The sequence below is a fragment of the Lederbergia galactosidilytica genome (assembly GCF_017873565.1).
In the GTDB taxonomy this organism is placed as follows: domain Bacteria; phylum Bacillota; class Bacilli; order Bacillales; family Bacillaceae_C; genus Lederbergia; species Lederbergia galactosidilytica.
Window position 1 is genome coordinate 102602 of sequence record NZ_JAGGKH010000002.1, and the last position, 17598, is coordinate 120199.

At 35.5% G+C, this 17598-nt stretch carries 14 protein-coding genes and 1 pseudogene; 4 read left to right on the forward strand and 11 right to left on the reverse strand.

The features are described 5' to 3' along the window. Positions 1–111 precede the first annotated feature (111 nt). Positions 112–312 carry a hypothetical protein gene (locus tag J2Z23_RS02405; RefSeq protein WP_209973143.1) on the forward strand — a complete coding sequence of 67 codons (201 nt, stop codon included), beginning with the start codon at positions 112–114 and terminating at the stop codon, positions 310–312. After that, positions 287–524 (forward strand): annotated as a pseudogene (locus tag J2Z23_RS22160) (hypothetical protein). The gene J2Z23_RS02405 and the pseudogene J2Z23_RS22160 overlap by 26 nt, the downstream one beginning before the upstream one ends. 49 nt (positions 525–573) lie before the next feature. Here J2Z23_RS22160 and J2Z23_RS02410 read toward each other — a convergent pair. The 8 genes from J2Z23_RS02410 to J2Z23_RS02445 form a co-directional block, all read right to left on the reverse strand. Further along, positions 574–759 (reverse strand): hypothetical protein, encoded by a 186-nt coding sequence (locus tag J2Z23_RS02410; RefSeq protein WP_209973145.1) that lies wholly within the window; start codon positions 757–759, stop codon positions 574–576. 1318 nt (positions 760–2077) lie between these two features. Beyond that, a complete protein-coding gene (gene glnA, locus J2Z23_RS02415) occupies positions 2078–3412 on the reverse strand; it encodes a type I glutamate--ammonia ligase (protein WP_057988947.1) in 1335 nt (444 codons plus the stop codon). Positions 3413–3544: 132 nt separating this feature from the next. Further along, positions 3545–4777 carry a methionine gamma-lyase family protein gene (locus J2Z23_RS02420; RefSeq protein WP_420798608.1) on the reverse strand — a complete coding sequence of 411 codons (1233 nt, stop codon included), beginning with the start codon at positions 4775–4777 and terminating at the stop codon, positions 3545–3547. A gap of 47 nt (positions 4778–4824) precedes the next feature. Further along, on the reverse strand, positions 4825–6075 hold the full coding sequence (hflX, locus tag J2Z23_RS02425) for a GTPase HflX (protein ID WP_238456114.1): 1251 nt from the start codon (positions 6073–6075) through the stop codon (positions 4825–4827). A 465-nt stretch (positions 6076–6540) separates the two neighbouring features. Next, positions 6541–7482, reverse strand: coding sequence for a stage V sporulation protein K (gene spoVK, locus J2Z23_RS02430; protein WP_057988952.1), 942 nt, complete (start codon positions 7480–7482; stop codon positions 6541–6543). A gap of 403 nt (positions 7483–7885) precedes the next feature. Continuing rightward, positions 7886–8113 (reverse strand): RNA chaperone Hfq, encoded by a 228-nt coding sequence (gene hfq / locus J2Z23_RS02435; RefSeq protein ID WP_057988954.1) that lies wholly within the window; start codon positions 8111–8113, stop codon positions 7886–7888. 28 nt (positions 8114–8141) lie between these two features. Next, complete coding sequence (gene miaA, locus J2Z23_RS02440) at positions 8142–9104, reverse strand: tRNA (adenosine(37)-N6)-dimethylallyltransferase MiaA (RefSeq protein WP_057988957.1); 963 nt, start codon at positions 9102–9104, stop codon at positions 8142–8144. 157 nt (positions 9105–9261) lie between these two features. Continuing rightward, the gene (locus J2Z23_RS02445; RefSeq protein ID WP_064467958.1) at positions 9262–9528 is read right to left on the reverse strand and encodes a hypothetical protein; all 267 of its coding nucleotides are present in this window, start codon (positions 9526–9528) and stop codon (positions 9262–9264) included. Between the two features lie 749 nt (positions 9529–10277). Here J2Z23_RS02445 and J2Z23_RS22870 point away from each other — a divergent pair. Further along, entirely contained in the window at positions 10278–10454 is a 177-nt protein-coding gene (locus J2Z23_RS22870; RefSeq protein WP_476629902.1) for a DUF8096 family protein, read from the forward strand. A 148-nt stretch (positions 10455–10602) separates the two neighbouring features. Here the strand turns inward: J2Z23_RS22870 and J2Z23_RS02450 are convergent, their stop codons facing one another. Then, on the reverse strand, positions 10603–10878 hold the full coding sequence (locus J2Z23_RS02450) for a CotD family spore coat protein (protein ID WP_057988961.1): 276 nt from the start codon (positions 10876–10878) through the stop codon (positions 10603–10605). 358 nt (positions 10879–11236) lie between these two features. Between J2Z23_RS02450 and J2Z23_RS02455 the strand changes: the two genes are divergently transcribed. Beyond that, positions 11237–12577 (forward strand): hypothetical protein, encoded by a 1341-nt coding sequence (locus J2Z23_RS02455; protein ID WP_209973147.1) that lies wholly within the window; start codon positions 11237–11239, stop codon positions 12575–12577. Between the two features lie 309 nt (positions 12578–12886). Here J2Z23_RS02455 and mutL read toward each other — a convergent pair whose 3' ends face one another. Together mutL and mutS are read right to left on the reverse strand one after the other, a co-directional pair. After that, a complete protein-coding gene (gene mutL, locus J2Z23_RS02460) occupies positions 12887–14752 on the reverse strand; it encodes a DNA mismatch repair endonuclease MutL (RefSeq protein WP_057989258.1) in 1866 nt (621 codons plus the stop codon). Positions 14753–14944: 192 nt separating this feature from the next. Then, positions 14945–17539: a DNA mismatch repair protein MutS gene (mutS, locus tag J2Z23_RS02465; RefSeq protein WP_057989260.1), complete on the reverse strand. Its 2595-nt coding sequence runs from the start codon at positions 17537–17539 to the stop codon at positions 14945–14947. Positions 17540–17598: the final 59 nt, after the last annotated feature.

The window sequence follows — 17598 nt, forward strand, 5'->3', positions numbered from 1 at the left end:
TGGAGTGGCAGGCATGATAGCCTCATTCGGCGATGCCAGCAAAAGGAAAAGCTGGCTTCTTGGCAGAGAATTATGCCTGCAGAGGCTCCTTAATGAAGGAAGCTGAACAAATTGGAGAAGAACAAACAAACTGAAGCGAATAAAAAATGGCAGGAGAAAAATAAGAAGAAAGCCAAATATTTAAGCGATCGTTCTAGGGCGAGAAGCTTTATAAGAAATCAAGCTGAATTAGAGGATATTGAAGAATTTATACAGCTGCTTAAAGAGCGTGAAAATGTGCTGAAAAGTGAAAATCGGAATGAGGAAACCTAGTCTAAAAAAAGAGAGTCAGCGCACGTACCAGCATTAAAAGACAAGTGATCCATCGTGCTGGGGTAAAAATGCCACGGGGTTATGGCTGGGTGAGGGACCCGAAGAAGTATGCTTATAACAAGGTTTATAATCGTACTACTTTTGATCTAGTTAAGTCATTAAAAAGATATTTAAGTAAAGCCCCCACAAGAGTGAGGGCTTTTTTATCTTGAAACGGCCCCTCCCTTTCGTAGAGGGGCTTGGCCTAAGGGGAGGTGCTACCTACCAATCATCACGTCGACGGCGTTCTTCTCTACATCGGCAAATGAATCTCTCACGGTCACGATCACGGTCATGATCGCAGTCACGATCATCCCTATGCCTCACTTCGCGACACCTACAAATCAATCTTTCTCGTCTCCGCCTGTCTCTTTCTCCACCAAAAAAATCATCTTCATAATAAGACATATGCTCATAGCACCTCCTCTAATATATTAAAGCCGGCCGACCTTAATACATATAATATTGAAAAATGCCATATTTGTTTGGACAAACTGTCTGGTGAAAATGAGCATTTTCTTAATTGGCAATTCCACAGCTGCAATAACAGCAAACAGACATAGTCCATATCAAGCTCATCTATAGTAATAACCGTAGTGTTGGTAAGATCGTGCGACTTCGGTTGTTTCCTGCGTAAACATTACGATCTCCTCCTTAATTTAAACGTATCGAATTGCTCTATGGGGTAGCAGTAGCTTTTATAGTCGTATTGGTGATGGCTGAGACTTTATTTTTATCTGACTTATTTGATTCTGACTGTTTATGTAGATAATTTTTAGTGGAGTTTTATTGTCTTATGCTCTTTTCAGAAGATTACTCACGGTGATAATATTCGATCATTCGTTCTATACATTTTATGAAAACAGACGTTTTTCGCAATAAAAATCCCTTAAACCTTACATGATGTAAAGGGAATTAAAAACTATTTAATTACTTTTATTAAATGAATTTAAACGCAATTACTATCTCCTAGAATTGCTTATCTAATTTGTGACTATATGTAAGTCTGATTAAGGCAAGAAAAACAACAACACTATAACCGCGTGATATTTTCACTCCTGCCCGATAAATCACTTGTCTTTTAATTCTGGTACCTGCGCTAACTCCCTAATTTAAGATTGGGTTTTCTCATTTTCACTTTTATTTTTTATCTTCCAATATATTCAGCATAACTTTAAGTAGATCAGTTATTTATAAACCCTCAGAATAAGGGGCAAAAGTAATGAAATGTTTTTTAAACTGCGAACCTTACCTTGACTTTTAGACGTCTATAATTATAGGAGCCTATAAAGAAAAGCAAAAAAATGATTCGATTAAACACAGTTTAGGAGGATTACACGAAAGTTCAAAAGGATCTTCAGGTAACGTCTTAGTGTTTTCTATGTACTTAACTTCTCTGCTATATTCTGAGGCACTAATACACCCTTTTGGACCAGTTCACTGTACTGGATAGCCCCTCTATACGCGATATAAAAAAGGACAGTAGCATATGCCACCATCCCGTTTTAAATCCAAAATTTGATCAATCACATTTGCTCGCACCATGTTGACTAACACTAGAACCTTGCTTGTATAACCAAACAAGGATTTGCGACTGCATAAATTTTTTAGCAAAAACTCTACATTAGATGTAATAAAGGACAGTGCCAAAAACCTTCTAAACAAGTATTAAAGTCCCCACACAAGAAAAACCGCCAAAGCTAATAGCTTCAACGGTTTCACCACATTAATATTGCTTCAAATACTGCTCTCTTTCCCACGGGTGGACTTGTGTCCGGAACATATCCCATTCTATTTCTTTTGCCTCAATGAAATTTTCATAAATATGATTTCCTAGGCCGGCCTTAATAATTTCATCTTGTTTCAGTTGGTCTAAGGCCTCTGCTAAGTTAGCTGGTAAATCTATGACACCTTCCTCGCTTCTTTCACTTTTATTCATAATGTAGATGTTTTTATCTACAGCATGGGGAGGTGTTAATTGGTCTTCAATTCCACTTAAACCAGCTTTAAGCAAAACTGCCATTGCCAAATATGGATTGGCACTAGGATCTACACTTCTTACTTCAATTCGTGTACTAAGCCCACGTGAAGAAGGGATACGAACAAGTGGACTTCTATTTTGTGCTGACCAAGCAATATAACATGGCGCTTCATACCCAGGTACCAAACGTTTATAAGAGTTAATCGTTGGGTTTGTAATTGCCGTAAAGCCTGGTGCATGCTTAATAATTCCTGCTAGGAAATGATAGGCAGTTTGACTCATTTGTAGTTCCCCATTTTGATCATAGAAAACATTTTTTCCATCATTAAATAGCGATAAATTAAAATGCATCCCAGAACCCGCGACCCCGTAAAGTGGCTTCGGCATAAAGGTAGCGTGAAGTCCATGTTTTCTAGCCATGGTTTTGACAACTAGTTTAAAGGTCTGGATTTGGTCACAAGCCGTTATTGCGTCCGCGTATTTAAAATCAATTTCATGCTGTCCTGGAGCTTCTTCATGATGAGAGGCTTCAATTTCAAACCCTAATTCCTCTAATTCTAACACGATATCTCGACGACAATTTTCGCCAAGATCAGTAGGGGCCAAATCAAAATAACCACCATGGTCATTTAATTCTAGTGTTGGCTCCCCATTATCATCTAATTTAAATAGGAAAAATTCAGGTTCAGGTCCTAAATTAAAATTTGTGAAGCCAAACTTTTCCATTTCTTTTAATACTCTTTTTAAATTACTTCGTGGGTCCCCCGCAAAAGGTTCAAAATTTGAATTATACACATCACAAATTAATCGAGCAACTTTGCCTTTACTTGCAGACCATGGAAAAACAACCCATGTATCTAGATCAGGATATAAATACATATCCGATTCCTCAATTCTAACGAAACCTTCGATCGAGGAACCATCGAACATCATTTTATTGTCCAGAGCCTTTTCAAGTTGAGTAATTGGAATTTCCACATTTTTTACTGTGCCGAGAATATCCGTAAATTGCAACCTTACAAATTTAACATTTTGTTCTTTTGCTAACTGCGCAATATCTTCTTTGGTATATCTACCCATACTAATCTAAAAGTCCTCCCGTAATTTCAAAGTTGCATATTTCTATCCTCTTGCAAAATATATGCACTTCAAGATTTTATAAAATTTTTCGCGAAAAATAAAGTATAAATTTACTCACTTAGTTATATACACTTATTTTATACTAATTAAACCTTTTTCGACTAAACAATTTAAAGCTTTAGATACTGCTATTTTCACATGAGCATACGTTAATCCGCCTTGAACATAAGCTGTGTAAGGTGGTCTGATCGGACCATCAGCAGATAATTCGATGCTTGCCCCTTGAATGAACGTTCCGGCAGCCATAATAACCTCATGCTCATAGCCAGGCATTAAACTTGGATAAGGCGTCACAAATGAATCCACTGGGGAGGCCGCTTGGATCTCTTGGCAAAACGCGATCATCATATCCTTGTTATTAAATTGTACAGATTGGATTAGATCTGTCCGTGCAGCATTCCATTTTGGAGATGTTTCTAGACCAACTTTTTCTAATAATGCAGATGTAAAGATGGCTCCCTTTAGCGCTTGGCCAGTAATATGGGGCGCCAAAAAGAAACCTTGGTACATTTCAAGCAAACTATAAAGAGAAGCTCCTGCCTCTCTGCCAATGCCGGGTGAGGTCATTCGATAGGCACACATTTCAACAAACTTTGTTTTCCCTACTATATAACCGCCTGTTTTCACGATTCCGCCACCTGGATTCTTGATTAAAGATCCAGCGATTAAATCTGCTCCGACATGACAAGGTTCTAATTCTTCAACAAATTCGCCATAACAATTGTCAACAAACACAATGACATCCGATTTTATCTCTTTTACAAATTCAATCATCATCTTGATTTCAGATATAGTAAACGATGGACGGTCACCATATCCTTTAGAACGCTGGATTCCAATCACTTTTGTGTTGGGCTTAATTGCTTTTTGCACAGCTTCGTAATCAATAGAACCGTCTTCAGACAAATCTACACAATTATAGCTAATACCATATTCCTTTAATGAGCCATTGTCATTACCTCTTAAACCTACTACCTCTTCCAATGTGTCATATGGCTTTCCAGTCATATATAATAATTCATCACCTGGTCTTAGCACACCAAATAACGAAATGGAAATTGCATGTGTCCCAGAGATGATCTGAGGACGAACCAAACCTGCTTCCCCTCCAAAAACATCGGCGTACACAGCTTCTAATACTTCTCGCCCCATATCACCGTATCCATACCCAGTCGAAGCTGTAAAATGGATTTCACTTACTCGATGTTTCTGAAAGCTTTCTAGTACTCGCTGTTGATTCACTTCAATCATTTGGTCAACTTTTCTATGAATGGGTAAAATTTGTTCTTCAATATTGTCAATCATATGTTGTAATTCTGCATTCATTCTCTTTCTAACTCCTTTAAACTCCCTTAAACTCCGTATAATTTCAACGCCGCATTAACAGGATGGTCTTTTAAAACATATCCTTTACATTTGTAGGATTGTTCCTCTTCTAAAAATATAAATTCCCGTAATATAGTATCATTTTTCAAAACGGATAAAAGTCTTCCTTCATCAGATGGAACAACGACATGATAATAATCCATATTTTCGGTGGCCATTTTTTCAATGATTTGCTTTAGTTTTTGGCGATCAGTATCACTAAAGGCACTCATGATAAAATGTTCACCAGAGCGAGGCACAAACTCTGGAGTGATTTGATCCGATTTATTATAAACGATTAATTGAGGCAAATGATCCATTTCCAACTCTTTTAATAAATGTAAAACAGTATTCTCATGATTATCAAAATCTGGGTTGGAACTGTCTACTACATGAAGTAAAAGATCGGCATCTCGTACTTCTTCCAAGGTTGAACGGAACGCAGCAATCAATGTTGTAGGTAGTTCCTGAATAAATCCTACAGTATCTGTTAGGATTGCATTATATCCACTAGGTAGTACCAATTTTCTCGTAAGAGGATCAAGGGTCGCAAATAATTGATTTTCTTCAAAAGCTTGTGCGGTAGATAATCTGTTAAACAATGTTGATTTTCCCGCATTTGTATAGCCAACAATGGCAATTTGAAAAGCTTTATTACGCCTTCTTCTCTCACGATATCGCTCTCGATGATGAACAACAACTTGCAACTGTCTTTTTATCTCATCAATTCTACGGCGAATATGCCGTCTGTCAGACTCTAGCTTTGTTTCACCAGGCCCCCTTGTTCCGATTCCACCACCTAGGCGTGAGAGGAGAATTCCTTGTCCCGCTAATCTTGGTAAAAGATATTGTAATTGCGCAAGCTCAACTTGTAACTTCCCCTCTTTAGAGCGAGCTCGTTGTGCAAAGATATCCAATATTAATTGAGTACGATCTAAGACCTTTGAATTAAGTCTATCCTGCAGGTTACGCTGCTGACTTGGAGATAATTCATCATTGAAAATAGTCAAATCTGGTTCAAGTTCTTCCTCTAAATGTTGCAGTTCTTCTAATTTTCCTTTTCCAATATAAGTAGAAGGATGTAATTTTTCCTGTTTCTGAGTCAATGACGCAATGGTCTCTCCTTGAGCAGTTGAAACTAATGACTCAAGCTCAGACATAGAATATTGAAAATGTAAGTCTGATTCAATTGTCTGACTTCCTACAATGATAACCTTCTCTTTACCGGGTTTCTGCAAATATTTCCCTCTTTTCCTCATACGTCATATTTTTATCATAACAAAAACAGATTTTAAAAACGAATTTATCGTTTTCTTCCTAAACGTTTATTATGTTGCTAGGAGGAAACACAATTAAAATTAAGGATTACAAATAATCCCTTTAAAATATACTGCCTAAAAACGGCACGATATGTATGATTATATACAAAAACTTCAAATACTGTATTGTAGGCAAGTAGGCATAATGACAGTATTTTTATTGGTTAGAAACTATAAAATGACTTCATATCATGTGGATTAGCTAAGGAGTTGTCCCGCTCAGAAGTCATTGGCATTGTATGTCAAGACGAGACTGTTACTGAGCCAATGTAAAAGAAAAAAATACCTCACTGGCTCAGCAACATTTACTTGGAGCAAGTTAGAACGGCGTTGCTTTAGGTAGGTGTTTTTGGCCGTTCATTCAAAGTTTGGAATCTTTGCGATTTAACTTTGCTTAGAAAACTTAAAGTCTTCACTAATTAAAGTTGTTAATAAATTTTTATCTAAATGCGACTCACTTAAAAGCCGCATAGCTTGTGAGCGAATGGCCTTTTCGATTTGGTTGCGCACATAACGTCCATTTGAAAAATGCTCACCTTTTATTCCCTTCACATAAAGCAAATGATCTTTCAATTTCGCCTCAGCTTCTTTACTTAAAATATATTCTTTCTCTCCCACCATACGTCTTCCAATATCCATCAATTCATTAGCTGTATAATCTGGAAAGTGAAAAACAAGTGGGAAACGTGAATGGAGGCCAGGGTTTAAACTAAGGAAATAATCCATTTCTTGGGAATATCCAGCTAGAATGAGAATAAATTCATTTTGTTTATCTTCCATATGCTTTACTAATGTATCAATAGCCTCTTTCCCGAAATCTTTTTCCCCACCCCTCCCTAACGAATAGGCTTCATCAATAAATAAAACTCCTCCTGTAGCTTTTTTAATTAAATCACGAGTTTTTTGTGCTGTATGGCCAATATATTCTCCTACTAAGTCTGCCCTTTCTGCTTCAATCAAGTGGCCCTTAGGTAAAATATCCATCCTTTGAAATAATTTTCCAATTAAGCGGGCAACAGTCGTTTTCCCAGTCCCGGGGTTTCCTTTAAACATCATATGCAAGACTTGTTGACCGGATTTTAATCCAGCTTCTTCACGTTTTTTATTTATATAAATCCAAGCATATACTTCTTTCATCATTTTTTTTATTTGCGTCATTCCCACCAAAGAATTCATTTCTTTTTCAATTTCTTTCAAGATTACATGCTCTTGTGATAAAGGTTTTGGTGAAATGCTTTTTGGTAAATCAGGTATCTTTTCTCTATTGTTCACATTAAGCATAATACTGATCTGTCCATTATTTTTCATTCTAATTGGTTCACTCATCCTCATCACCTCACATTAAAAACAGTATACGCCCATTGCTACATTTTGTGCCCAGATCAATTCAAAAAAGCAAACGGCAAGATTTTTATAAATGACTATTGCCAGATTCACCGGCAACAACTTTAATTTCAGAGAGGAAGGGTTTGAAGGTAAAGTCACTATAAGCCGAAATTTATGTTTGCCTATTCTTTGATAAAGGATTATTTCAGTATATTCATTCTTAATCATGACCATTACTGAGAAAGATTGAAATTGAGAAAGAATGACGTTCTTAGTGGGCAATAGAATGAGATTCAAGGAGTATCTTTGTAGTGATTGATCAGTTATTACGCAAAAAAGCTATTTGCCACAGGATCACTACTGATATGGATCCTGTTTTGCAAATAGCTTTTCTTTATTTGATTTATTCTTCTAAATTGATTTGAACATTACGTTGCGGTGAAAATGTTGAAATCGCATGTTTGAACACTAATTGTTGCTTCCCTTCGGATTCAAAAAGGACAGTAAAATTATCAAAACTTTTTACATTCCCGCGAAGTTGAAACCCATTTAGTAGAAATAAAGTAACTGGGATTGCTTCTTTCCGAAGTTGATTCAAAAATTGATCTTGAATATTGACTGATGATTTCATAAAATGGCCTCCTATTTTATCTCTATATTTAATTATTCGATTTTAATTCAAGCTTTCCTGCAATAAAATCGATAATTTCGGCTATTTTTTTCCAGTGTTCCCTTTTATCGGTTAAATCAAACCATTCCGCATTCATTTTATTTCTAAACCATGTTAATTGACGTTTTGCGTAATGACGCGAATTCTTTTTAAGTAAAGTAACAGCATCTTCATATGATGTTCTATCCTCAAGATAATTTGCTATTTCCTTATAACCGATTGCCTTCATTGATTGATGCTCAGCGCTGAGTCCTTTATTCATTAGATCACTTACCTCTTGCACTAGCCCTTCTGCAATCATTAGATCCACTCGCTGATTAATTCTTTGATATAATGTTTCTCTATCCATTGTTAACCCAATTAATATATCTCCATATAGCGGGATACTTTGTTGGTTTTTTTGATATTCTGTCATTGTCTTTCCTGTACAATGAAAGATTTCTAATGCTCGTATTACTCTACGGTGATTATTCGGATGAATTTTGTCTGCGGCTTCTGGATCAATTGCTTTTAACTGATTATACAAATTCAACGCTTCCCCTGACTGGGCTTTTTCCTCCATTCGCTCTCGAAAAGAAATATCAGCTGGGGCATCTGAAAATTGATAATCGTATAAGACAGATTGAATATAGAGCCCAGTTCCACCAACAAGAATTGGTAGGTTTCCACGACTATGAACCTCTTGAATTTTTCCCCTAACTATTTTTTGATATTCCGCTGCGGAAAATGACTCCCATGGCTCTTTCAAATTTATAAGATGATGAGGTACTCCTTGCATCTCACTAGGCTTAATTTTTGCTGTCCCAATATCCATTCCCTTATAAATTTGCATTGAGTCCCCGCTGATAATTTCTCCATTAAATCGCTTTGCAATTTGTAAGCTCAATTCTGTTTTCCCTACTGCAGTTGGACCAATAATAGAAATCACTTTATTTTTCTGTTTAGTTTGCAATTTGATTCACTGCTTTCTTAAAACATCTCATTTTTTAAACAATAGTACCATACCTTACCACTGGCTTATAGTATTATGATCTCTACACCAAGTTTACATAAAAATATTATAGTTTATTTAAATAAGACCATCTGGAAAATAATCCAGATGGTCTTATTTAAAAGAAAATCATAATGCCAATCGAAGTAACTAATATAAGTATTGTCAGGCCAATATAAATCCATGTTAAAGATTTGACATTAGTTTTTAGGGATTTTGTTTCATATTCATGAGATCTAGCAATCTCGTCATTTAATGTACTACCCTCTACTTCATATTGTTTTTGCTTGGTACTTACTTCTTTCCCAACTAATAGCGTACCAATTAAAGCAATTACACAAACAAGAATAACAGCAATAATCATGAATGCATACACTTTTATCATTACTCCTATCCAATAGACTTTCATCATTTCCATTTTAACTTATTTTATTTCCAAAAATTTAAGATAAATATGACAATTACATTACATAATTTTTTAAAACGCCATTACGGTAAATTCCATTCGAATATTTTTCGTATCATTATATATTCATCTAGAAAAGTTGTAATCTGTTAGGGCGATTGGGAATTGGTCAATTACTACTTAAATATTATACTAGTATATACCATCAATGCAAACTGGATCACCTCTATTTTTTAAGGGCATTTCTATTAGCAAGGCGTTTCTACTATAATAAAATCAAATTTACAAAATGAAGGAACACAATTTTTCCTCTTTCACAAAGAAGAATGCGAATGCAAAAGTTCTTTCCTAAAACAAGCACAAAATTAAATGCACTATAAAACTTTTAGAACGGAATGTCTCCGAATAATTAAATACATAACGAGTAAAGACTTAATTAAAAAAATGATTATTTTCTGGTTTTTATTTGAATCAATTTCATAATAGAGATTTACGCTTCAGGTGGACGCTTTCCGCTCCAATCAACTCAGTTAAGGAAATACATTGACTAACAATTCAATCTCCGTTAACAATAACGTTCGTGTATTGATCATCAATAAGCAATGATGAAATTGACTCACACTACTAACAACTAAATTTTTTGGTTGATCATTTTATCATATAGGTAAAATGACCTAATTATAAGGAGGGTTATTTATGCTAATATATATAAGGCATCAGGAAAGGATATGATCACCATAGACACGGAAAAATATGACCTCAATACCATTTATATTTTAAAAGAGCACCCTGATATTAAAAGTGGCCGTTGTGACAATTGTAATCATGCTGCTTTTCATAGTTACATACAAGAAGGTAAACTGATCCGCAAATGCAAAAATTGCGGAATGATGAAAAGTATATAACCCTAATCATAAGATAGGGTTATATTCTTTTATTATAGAAACAGCTCGCTTCAAAGACGGTGGATAGTGAGAAGATTTACCTAAAGAAAATTAACTGGATGGCCACCTTCGTATTAAAAAACACCCCGAAGGATGCAAATTTAATTTACTAACAGTCATCATTGTCATTAATAGGTCTACAACGTGGATTTTCTAAATCATTTCCACAATTATAGTTCTCAACAATATTTATATCTTTTTCAGATTCCGTTACAGGATAATAATTCTCTACCCTAGTGATGTTCTTATTTATATTTTTTACGTGAGTTGGATGAACACGTCTAATCGTTTTTCTGTTGGTCGTAGTATTTACAACATTTTTTGTGGGATAGAATACTGTTTCTACATCATTATGGTGACCTTTTTTATTATGATTTTGGCTCATAACCTATCCCTCCCTTCACCAAAGACTTAGTATAGCTTATGTCGAAAAATGAATGGTTGTCCTAGATTTCTGCCATTTTTTTAAAAAATCCACTTATCAACTATTTTCTTGGCGAATAAATGTTTACACCTCAATTAGATAATATAAATTGACTACAGCTGCTTATTGCTTTACCCGATATTATCGGTATCGCCAAATTGTTTGCCTACTTACCACCACAAGTAAAATCAATATAGTATCACTATCAATCGTTCCACAACACCGCAGGAGAATGTAGAAGATCTATAAGAAGAAAAATATCACGTCTCTATATCAGTAATTTATTAATGATTTTTCTTATTAGATAAGGAGGAGAAAGATGATTACAGAAAAGAAGGCTAGTGAAAAACATTTTGACTTGCATAACAAGATTAAAGAGGTCATACCTAGAAAAGACGGGAGTGGGGATATAAATAAATGCATCTCTTTGTGTGAAGAAGGTATGGAAAACCTCAAGTTCTTTATCAAGGAAAATAATACTAATGCATTCCATACTCATCAATATCTGAAGGAAATTAAAATTGAGGAAGAGTTCGCAGCTCCATTTCCTCCACTAAGTATTTTATGTAGAGACGTATTGATCGACTGTTACTTAATGACAGATAAGTTTAGTTTGGCTAAAAATGTTGTTGAACGAGCGTTAATGGCGAAAGCATGGAATGAGGAACAGGTAAATGAACAATTGGAGTATATTGATAAAGTCGAAGACTCACGTAATTTATTGTATGAAAGAATTAGAGAATCCCCTGGTACTCTTCAAAAGGAGATATACGCAATATTACCTGACGCCGATAAAAAAGCAATGCAATGGTATCTCGCTAACTCAAAAACGATTTATAAACTAAAAACCAAATCATCTTATAGTATTTGGATGAGTAAAGATGACGTATCAGAAAAAGATTTAAATTCCTCTGTAGAACGCGCTATTACTGAAAATAAGTTAAACAAAGAAAAAGCAGATCTAGCCAATGAATTATTATTACAGAATAAACTTTCCACATCCTTCCCAGCATGGTATATCTCAATTAGTTTTGGACATTCTCGTTCGAAAAATTATACTAAAGCAGTTAATCTGGCGAAATCAGCTCCTCAATATATTGAGTCTTATGACAGTAACAACAATATTATTCATCAAGCGGTTTACTCGGATAAACGCACGGATTATTTAAATTTTATCAGTTTATACGAAATAATTAACAATTGGAAATCTTGTTTTGTGAATATCAATGGCGATATTGTTGATAGAAAAATTGTTGGTGGACTTAATTATTGCTATGGAGATAAGTTAAGGATAGGTAAATCGGATTTTTGTTATGGTGCAAGTGAATTTACAAAAAACCCCTTTGGCTGTCACCGACTCCAAATAAGTAGTTTTAATCACCCTTGGTGGTCCTTTGGGAATTTTAACGCAAACGGAATTTGGCTCATCAATAAAACGGCCATTCTAAATAGAATTAAAGAGTATTCCCAACCTTATATCCACTGTCCCGCCTTTTCAATGGAGGAAATATTAAATGTTGTAGATAAACTCCCTAACTTCATTGACCCGGAAAGAAATCAACATTGGATAAAAACAGCTGACGGCGTTGAACCTAAAGATGATCGTTCCGCAAAAGCTATATCTATTCAATTGGGAAAACCGTTAAATATAGAAGGCTAGGGATTATGATCAACTGTCCCAGAAGTACGAATTAGAAGTAATTATTCAATAATATAAAAAATAGCAAAATATTATCAATTCATCAGCCTAAAAAAAGGCTTTTTTTTACAAAGAAGATATTTGTTTAGATGTTTTATCACGGTTATAGAAGCAATTATCTCTCCTCCAGCTAGCAAGATCTTAATCGAAAAGTGCGCAAAATCGATAAGAAATCAGGCGAGTAACTGGTGATTGTGGTCAAATTGTTGTCAATATATTAAACAACAACGCAACCCCCATATACAGGCAAGGGATTCGCGTTGTTGAATATTACATAATTCTTTTAAACATTTTTTCTATTTCATAAGTTGAAAAGTGAACGATGATAGGTCTTCCATGTGGACATGTAAAAGGATCTTCAGTTTTACGTAACTCTTGAATTAAAGCTTGAATTTCATCTTGCCTTAAAAAACGATTCGCCTTTATGGATCCTTTACAACTCATCATAATAGCTGCCTCTTCTAATAGTGTCTTAATGTCCATTTTTTTCATCGTAAGCAGCTGTTCAATTAGGTCCTCAATCGTTTCTTTCTCATAGCCTTTTGGAAACCAATGTGGGTGCGAGCGAATAATAAAACTATTCGTCCCAAAATTCTCTAGAAAAATACCTACTTTTTCTAATTCGTTTTTATGTTCTTCGATTTTAATATATTCATCGGTTGAAAATTCTAAAGTTAACGGAACAAGCATTTCCTGAAGTTCATTGGTAACCTCACCGACTTTATCCCGAAAATATTCATATTTAATTCGTTCTTGGGCGGCATGTTGATCTATCATATAAAAGCCGCGATCATTTTGTGCCAAAATATAGGTGCCATGTAGTTGCCCAATTGGGTACAAGGGAGGGATACGATCAAGCGTTTCCTCTGTATTCTCCTCTACAATTGGCTCTATCGTTACTGGCGATTCATTAGCAACAAAACCAGTTGCTAACTCTTCTTCCTCCATCTCAGGGGGCTCATATACTTTTGTTAATTCAACTGGCTCTGGGTCCACTACTCGCTTATTTTGTTGCGGCCAATCACTTATTGGTCTGTTCTCACTTTTAGGTAGCGGCGGTTTACTAAACTTACTTTCTTCTAACTGAAGATATGTCTGCTCTGATTTTCTTTCACTTTTTCTTGCTGCTATATTTCCTGCTGGAATTAATTCCTGATGTTTAAATGCTCGCTTAATGGAAGTTGAAATAATATGTTCAAGTTCAGCTTCTTTACTAAGACGTACAGTCATTTTCGCTGGATGAACATTGACGTCAACTAATATAGGATCCATCTGAATAGACAATAAAACAATAGGATGGCGATTGATTGGTAATAATGTGTGATATCCATCCATAATCGCATTCACCAATGAATAATTTTTAATAAAACGGCCATTCACCATCGTTGATATATAATTTCGAGAAGCCCGCGTTATTTCAGGTAAGGATACCCATCCACTTAAGGTAAAATCAAGTGATTGTGCCTCAATGGGAACCATTTTTCTGGCGATATTCATTCCATATATTGCAGCTAATACTTGTCTAATATCGCCATTTCCATTCGTTCTTAATAACTCTCTCTCATTATGGCGAAGTCTGAAGGAAATTTCTGGATGTGCCAATGCTAATCGATTGACAATATCGGAAATATGGCCAATTTCAGTATGAATAGTTTTCATATATTTTAATCGGGCAGGAGTATTGAAAAACAAATCTGAAACGGTAAGGTCTGTTCCAACTCGAGCAGATGACTTCTCTTGGCTTATTACCTTCCCTGCTTCCAGCTGGAGCCTTGTTCCAGATTTTCCTGCTTTTGCGGAGATTAGGTCAATGATCGAAACAGAGGCTATACTTGGAAGGGCCTCCCCTCTAAAGCCTAAAGTGCGAATCCGAAAGAGGTCTCTCTCATCTTTAATTTTACTAGTAGCATGGCGTTTAAAGGCTCGTAGGATATCTGCTTCATCAATCCCATCCCCATTATCTAAAACCCGTATTTTCCCTAGGCCAGCTTCTTCGACATCAATTTCAATGATCGTGCTATGCGCATCAATGGCGTTCTCAACTAACTCTTTTACAACAGAGGCAGGACGCTCTACTACTTCTCCTGCCGCAATTTTATTAGAAAGAAAATCATCTAATTCAATAATTTCAGGCATTGTTCATTCCCACCTTTCGCCATATGTTATTTCAATGCATGCCTAATAAGGAGGTTAAATAAAACTAAATCGGCTTAAGGCGCTGTTGGTTAACGGCTGGCTTGTACAAAATATGCGATATTCCATGTTTATGCTTATTATGCGTAAACGTTACTTAATAATCTCGCTCCAACTAAAATTCTTTTGCATATCCTATTTAAGTTGTTTTTTAATCTCATAGAGTACGTTCATTGCTTGCATTGGATTCAGTTCTAAAATATCAATGCTGCGGATTTTCTCTAACACTTTATGCGCTGATTTTTCCACTTTGTTTGATTCTGGCGGCTCAAAGAATGTTAGCTGTTCTTGAACATGAGTAGATTCTTCTTCTTCATCAATTGTCACAGCTGTTTCCAATTGAGAATCCCTAGCCGATTTTTCCAATTCATTTAAAACTTCATTCGCTCTTTTAATGAGACTAGCCGGCAGTTCCGCCAATTCTGCAACATGAATACCATAACTTTTATCAGCCGCACCTTTTTTTACCTTATGAAGGAAAACAAGTTTTCCTTGTTGCTCGATCGCACTAACATGGACATTACTTAATTTGGTTAATTTTTCATCCAAGACTGTTAATTCATGATAATGAGTGGAAAAAAGCGTTTTTGCTCCGATATTTTCATGAATATATTCAATAATAGCTTGAGCTAATGCCATTCCATCATATGTAGACGTACCACGTCCTATTTCATCAAATAATATTAAACTAGCATTTGTTGCATTCATAAGGGCATTTTTCGCTTCAAGCATCTCGACCATAAAAGTACTTTGTCCAGAAATCAAATCATCTGCTGCTCCAATTCGAGTAAATATTTGATCAAAAATTGGTAACTCAACTGATTTAGCAGGAACAAAACAACCGATCTGTGCTATCAAAGAAATCAACGCAATTTGGCGCATATATGTACTCTTACCAGACATATTAGGACCCGTAATTAAGAACATCTCATTTTGTGCATCCATATAACAATCATTTGGTACATAGCTATTTGAATCCATCACTTTTTCAACAACCGGGTGCCGTCCTTCTTCTATAGCAATTCTTCGATTTGTATTGAAAATCGGACGTGTATAATGGCGTTTTTCACTTATAGTGGCAAAACATTGAAAAACGTCTAACATACTAATAATTTTTGCTGTTTGCTGAATTCTTTTTATATAGGATTGAACAGTTTGCCTTATCTTCACAAATAATTCATATTCTAAATCTACACTTTTCTCCTCTGCTTGAAGAATTAGTGCTTCTTTTTCCTTTAATTCAGGAGTTATATATCTTTCCGCATTGGCTAATGTTTGTTTACGTTCATAACGCGAATCTTGGAGAAGATGAATATTTGCTCGCGTCACTTCAATATAATATCCAAATACACGATTAAATCCTACTTTTAGTGATTTTATTCCTGTTTTTTCTCTTTCTTCTTTTTCTAATTGGGCAATCCATTGTTTTCCATTTCGACTGGCATCCCGATATTGATCCAATCCCTCGTGAAAACCGTCTTTGATAAGCCCCCCTTCTTTAATAGAAATGGGAGGTTGTTCTACAATAGCATTCTCTAAAACAGTAACTAGTTCTTTACATGGATCTAATTGGCTTGCTAATGTTTTAGCCCACTCTTGCTCTAACTGTTCCGTTAATTGTATGATAGCCGGAATTTGCATTAAGGATTTCTTTAATTGAATGAAATCCCGAGCATTGGCATTTCCAAATGCTACTCGCCCTGACAGGCGTTCTAAATCATAAACACCTGTTAATTTATCGCGCAGGTCTTCCCTTTCGAAATAATGATTCAACAGTGTTTCAACCATATCAAGCCGTTGGTTAATTTTATCCTCTTTAATAAGGGGACGATCAATCCATTGTCTTAGTAAACGGCCGCCCATAGCTGTAACTGTTTCATCTAAAAGCCATAATAATGTGCCCTTTTTATTTTTTCCCCGGATTGACTCTGTAATCTCAAGATTACGTTTTGAAAAGTAATCAATTTTCATATATTGATCTAATTCATATTCAGTAAATGGTTGTAAATGATGGAGGCTTCTTTTTTGAGATTTTTTTAGATAACATAATAGTCTCTGAGCAACACTCTTCAGTGGAGCACTTTGAAGTTGCTTTACCAATTCATGAAACTCTTGAATCTCTGTTGACTCATCTTCAAAAGAAATTACTACCTGACAACGTGTCTGTATAAAAGTAATTTCATCTTGGGCAAAGTTCGGATCGACAACGATTTCTTTTGCGCCTATAGAGGCTATTTCATTTGCTAATCTTTCCAGGGAATTTTCTACTAATAAAGCTTTGCTCTCCCCTGTTGACAAATCAGTATAGGCGATCGCATATTTTCCATCTTGATCACGGTGAATCGAGGCAATATAGTTATTTTCTTTATCATTTAAGCCTTTCTCATCCATAACTGTTCCAGGGGTAATTAGTTGAATGACTTCACGTCGTACTACCCCTTTAGCTTGCTTGGGATCCTCTGTTTGCTCACAAATGGCCACTTTATATCCCTTATTAATTAATTGTTCTACATAACCAGCAGCAGCATGGTAAGGCACCCCACACATAGGGATCTTGTCCTGAGCCCCGCCATCCCTGCTAGTCAATGTTATTTCCAAAACCTGAGATGCTTTTAGCGCATCTTCAAAGAACATTTCATAAAAATCCCCTAAACGAAAAAACAAAAAGGCGTCTTGATACTCTGCCTTTATTTTCAAGTATTGTTGTATCATCGGAGTATATTGAGCCATATGTACCGATTTCCTTTCTTCTCAAAAACTATGTCCAAACTAGTATAACATATCAAGGA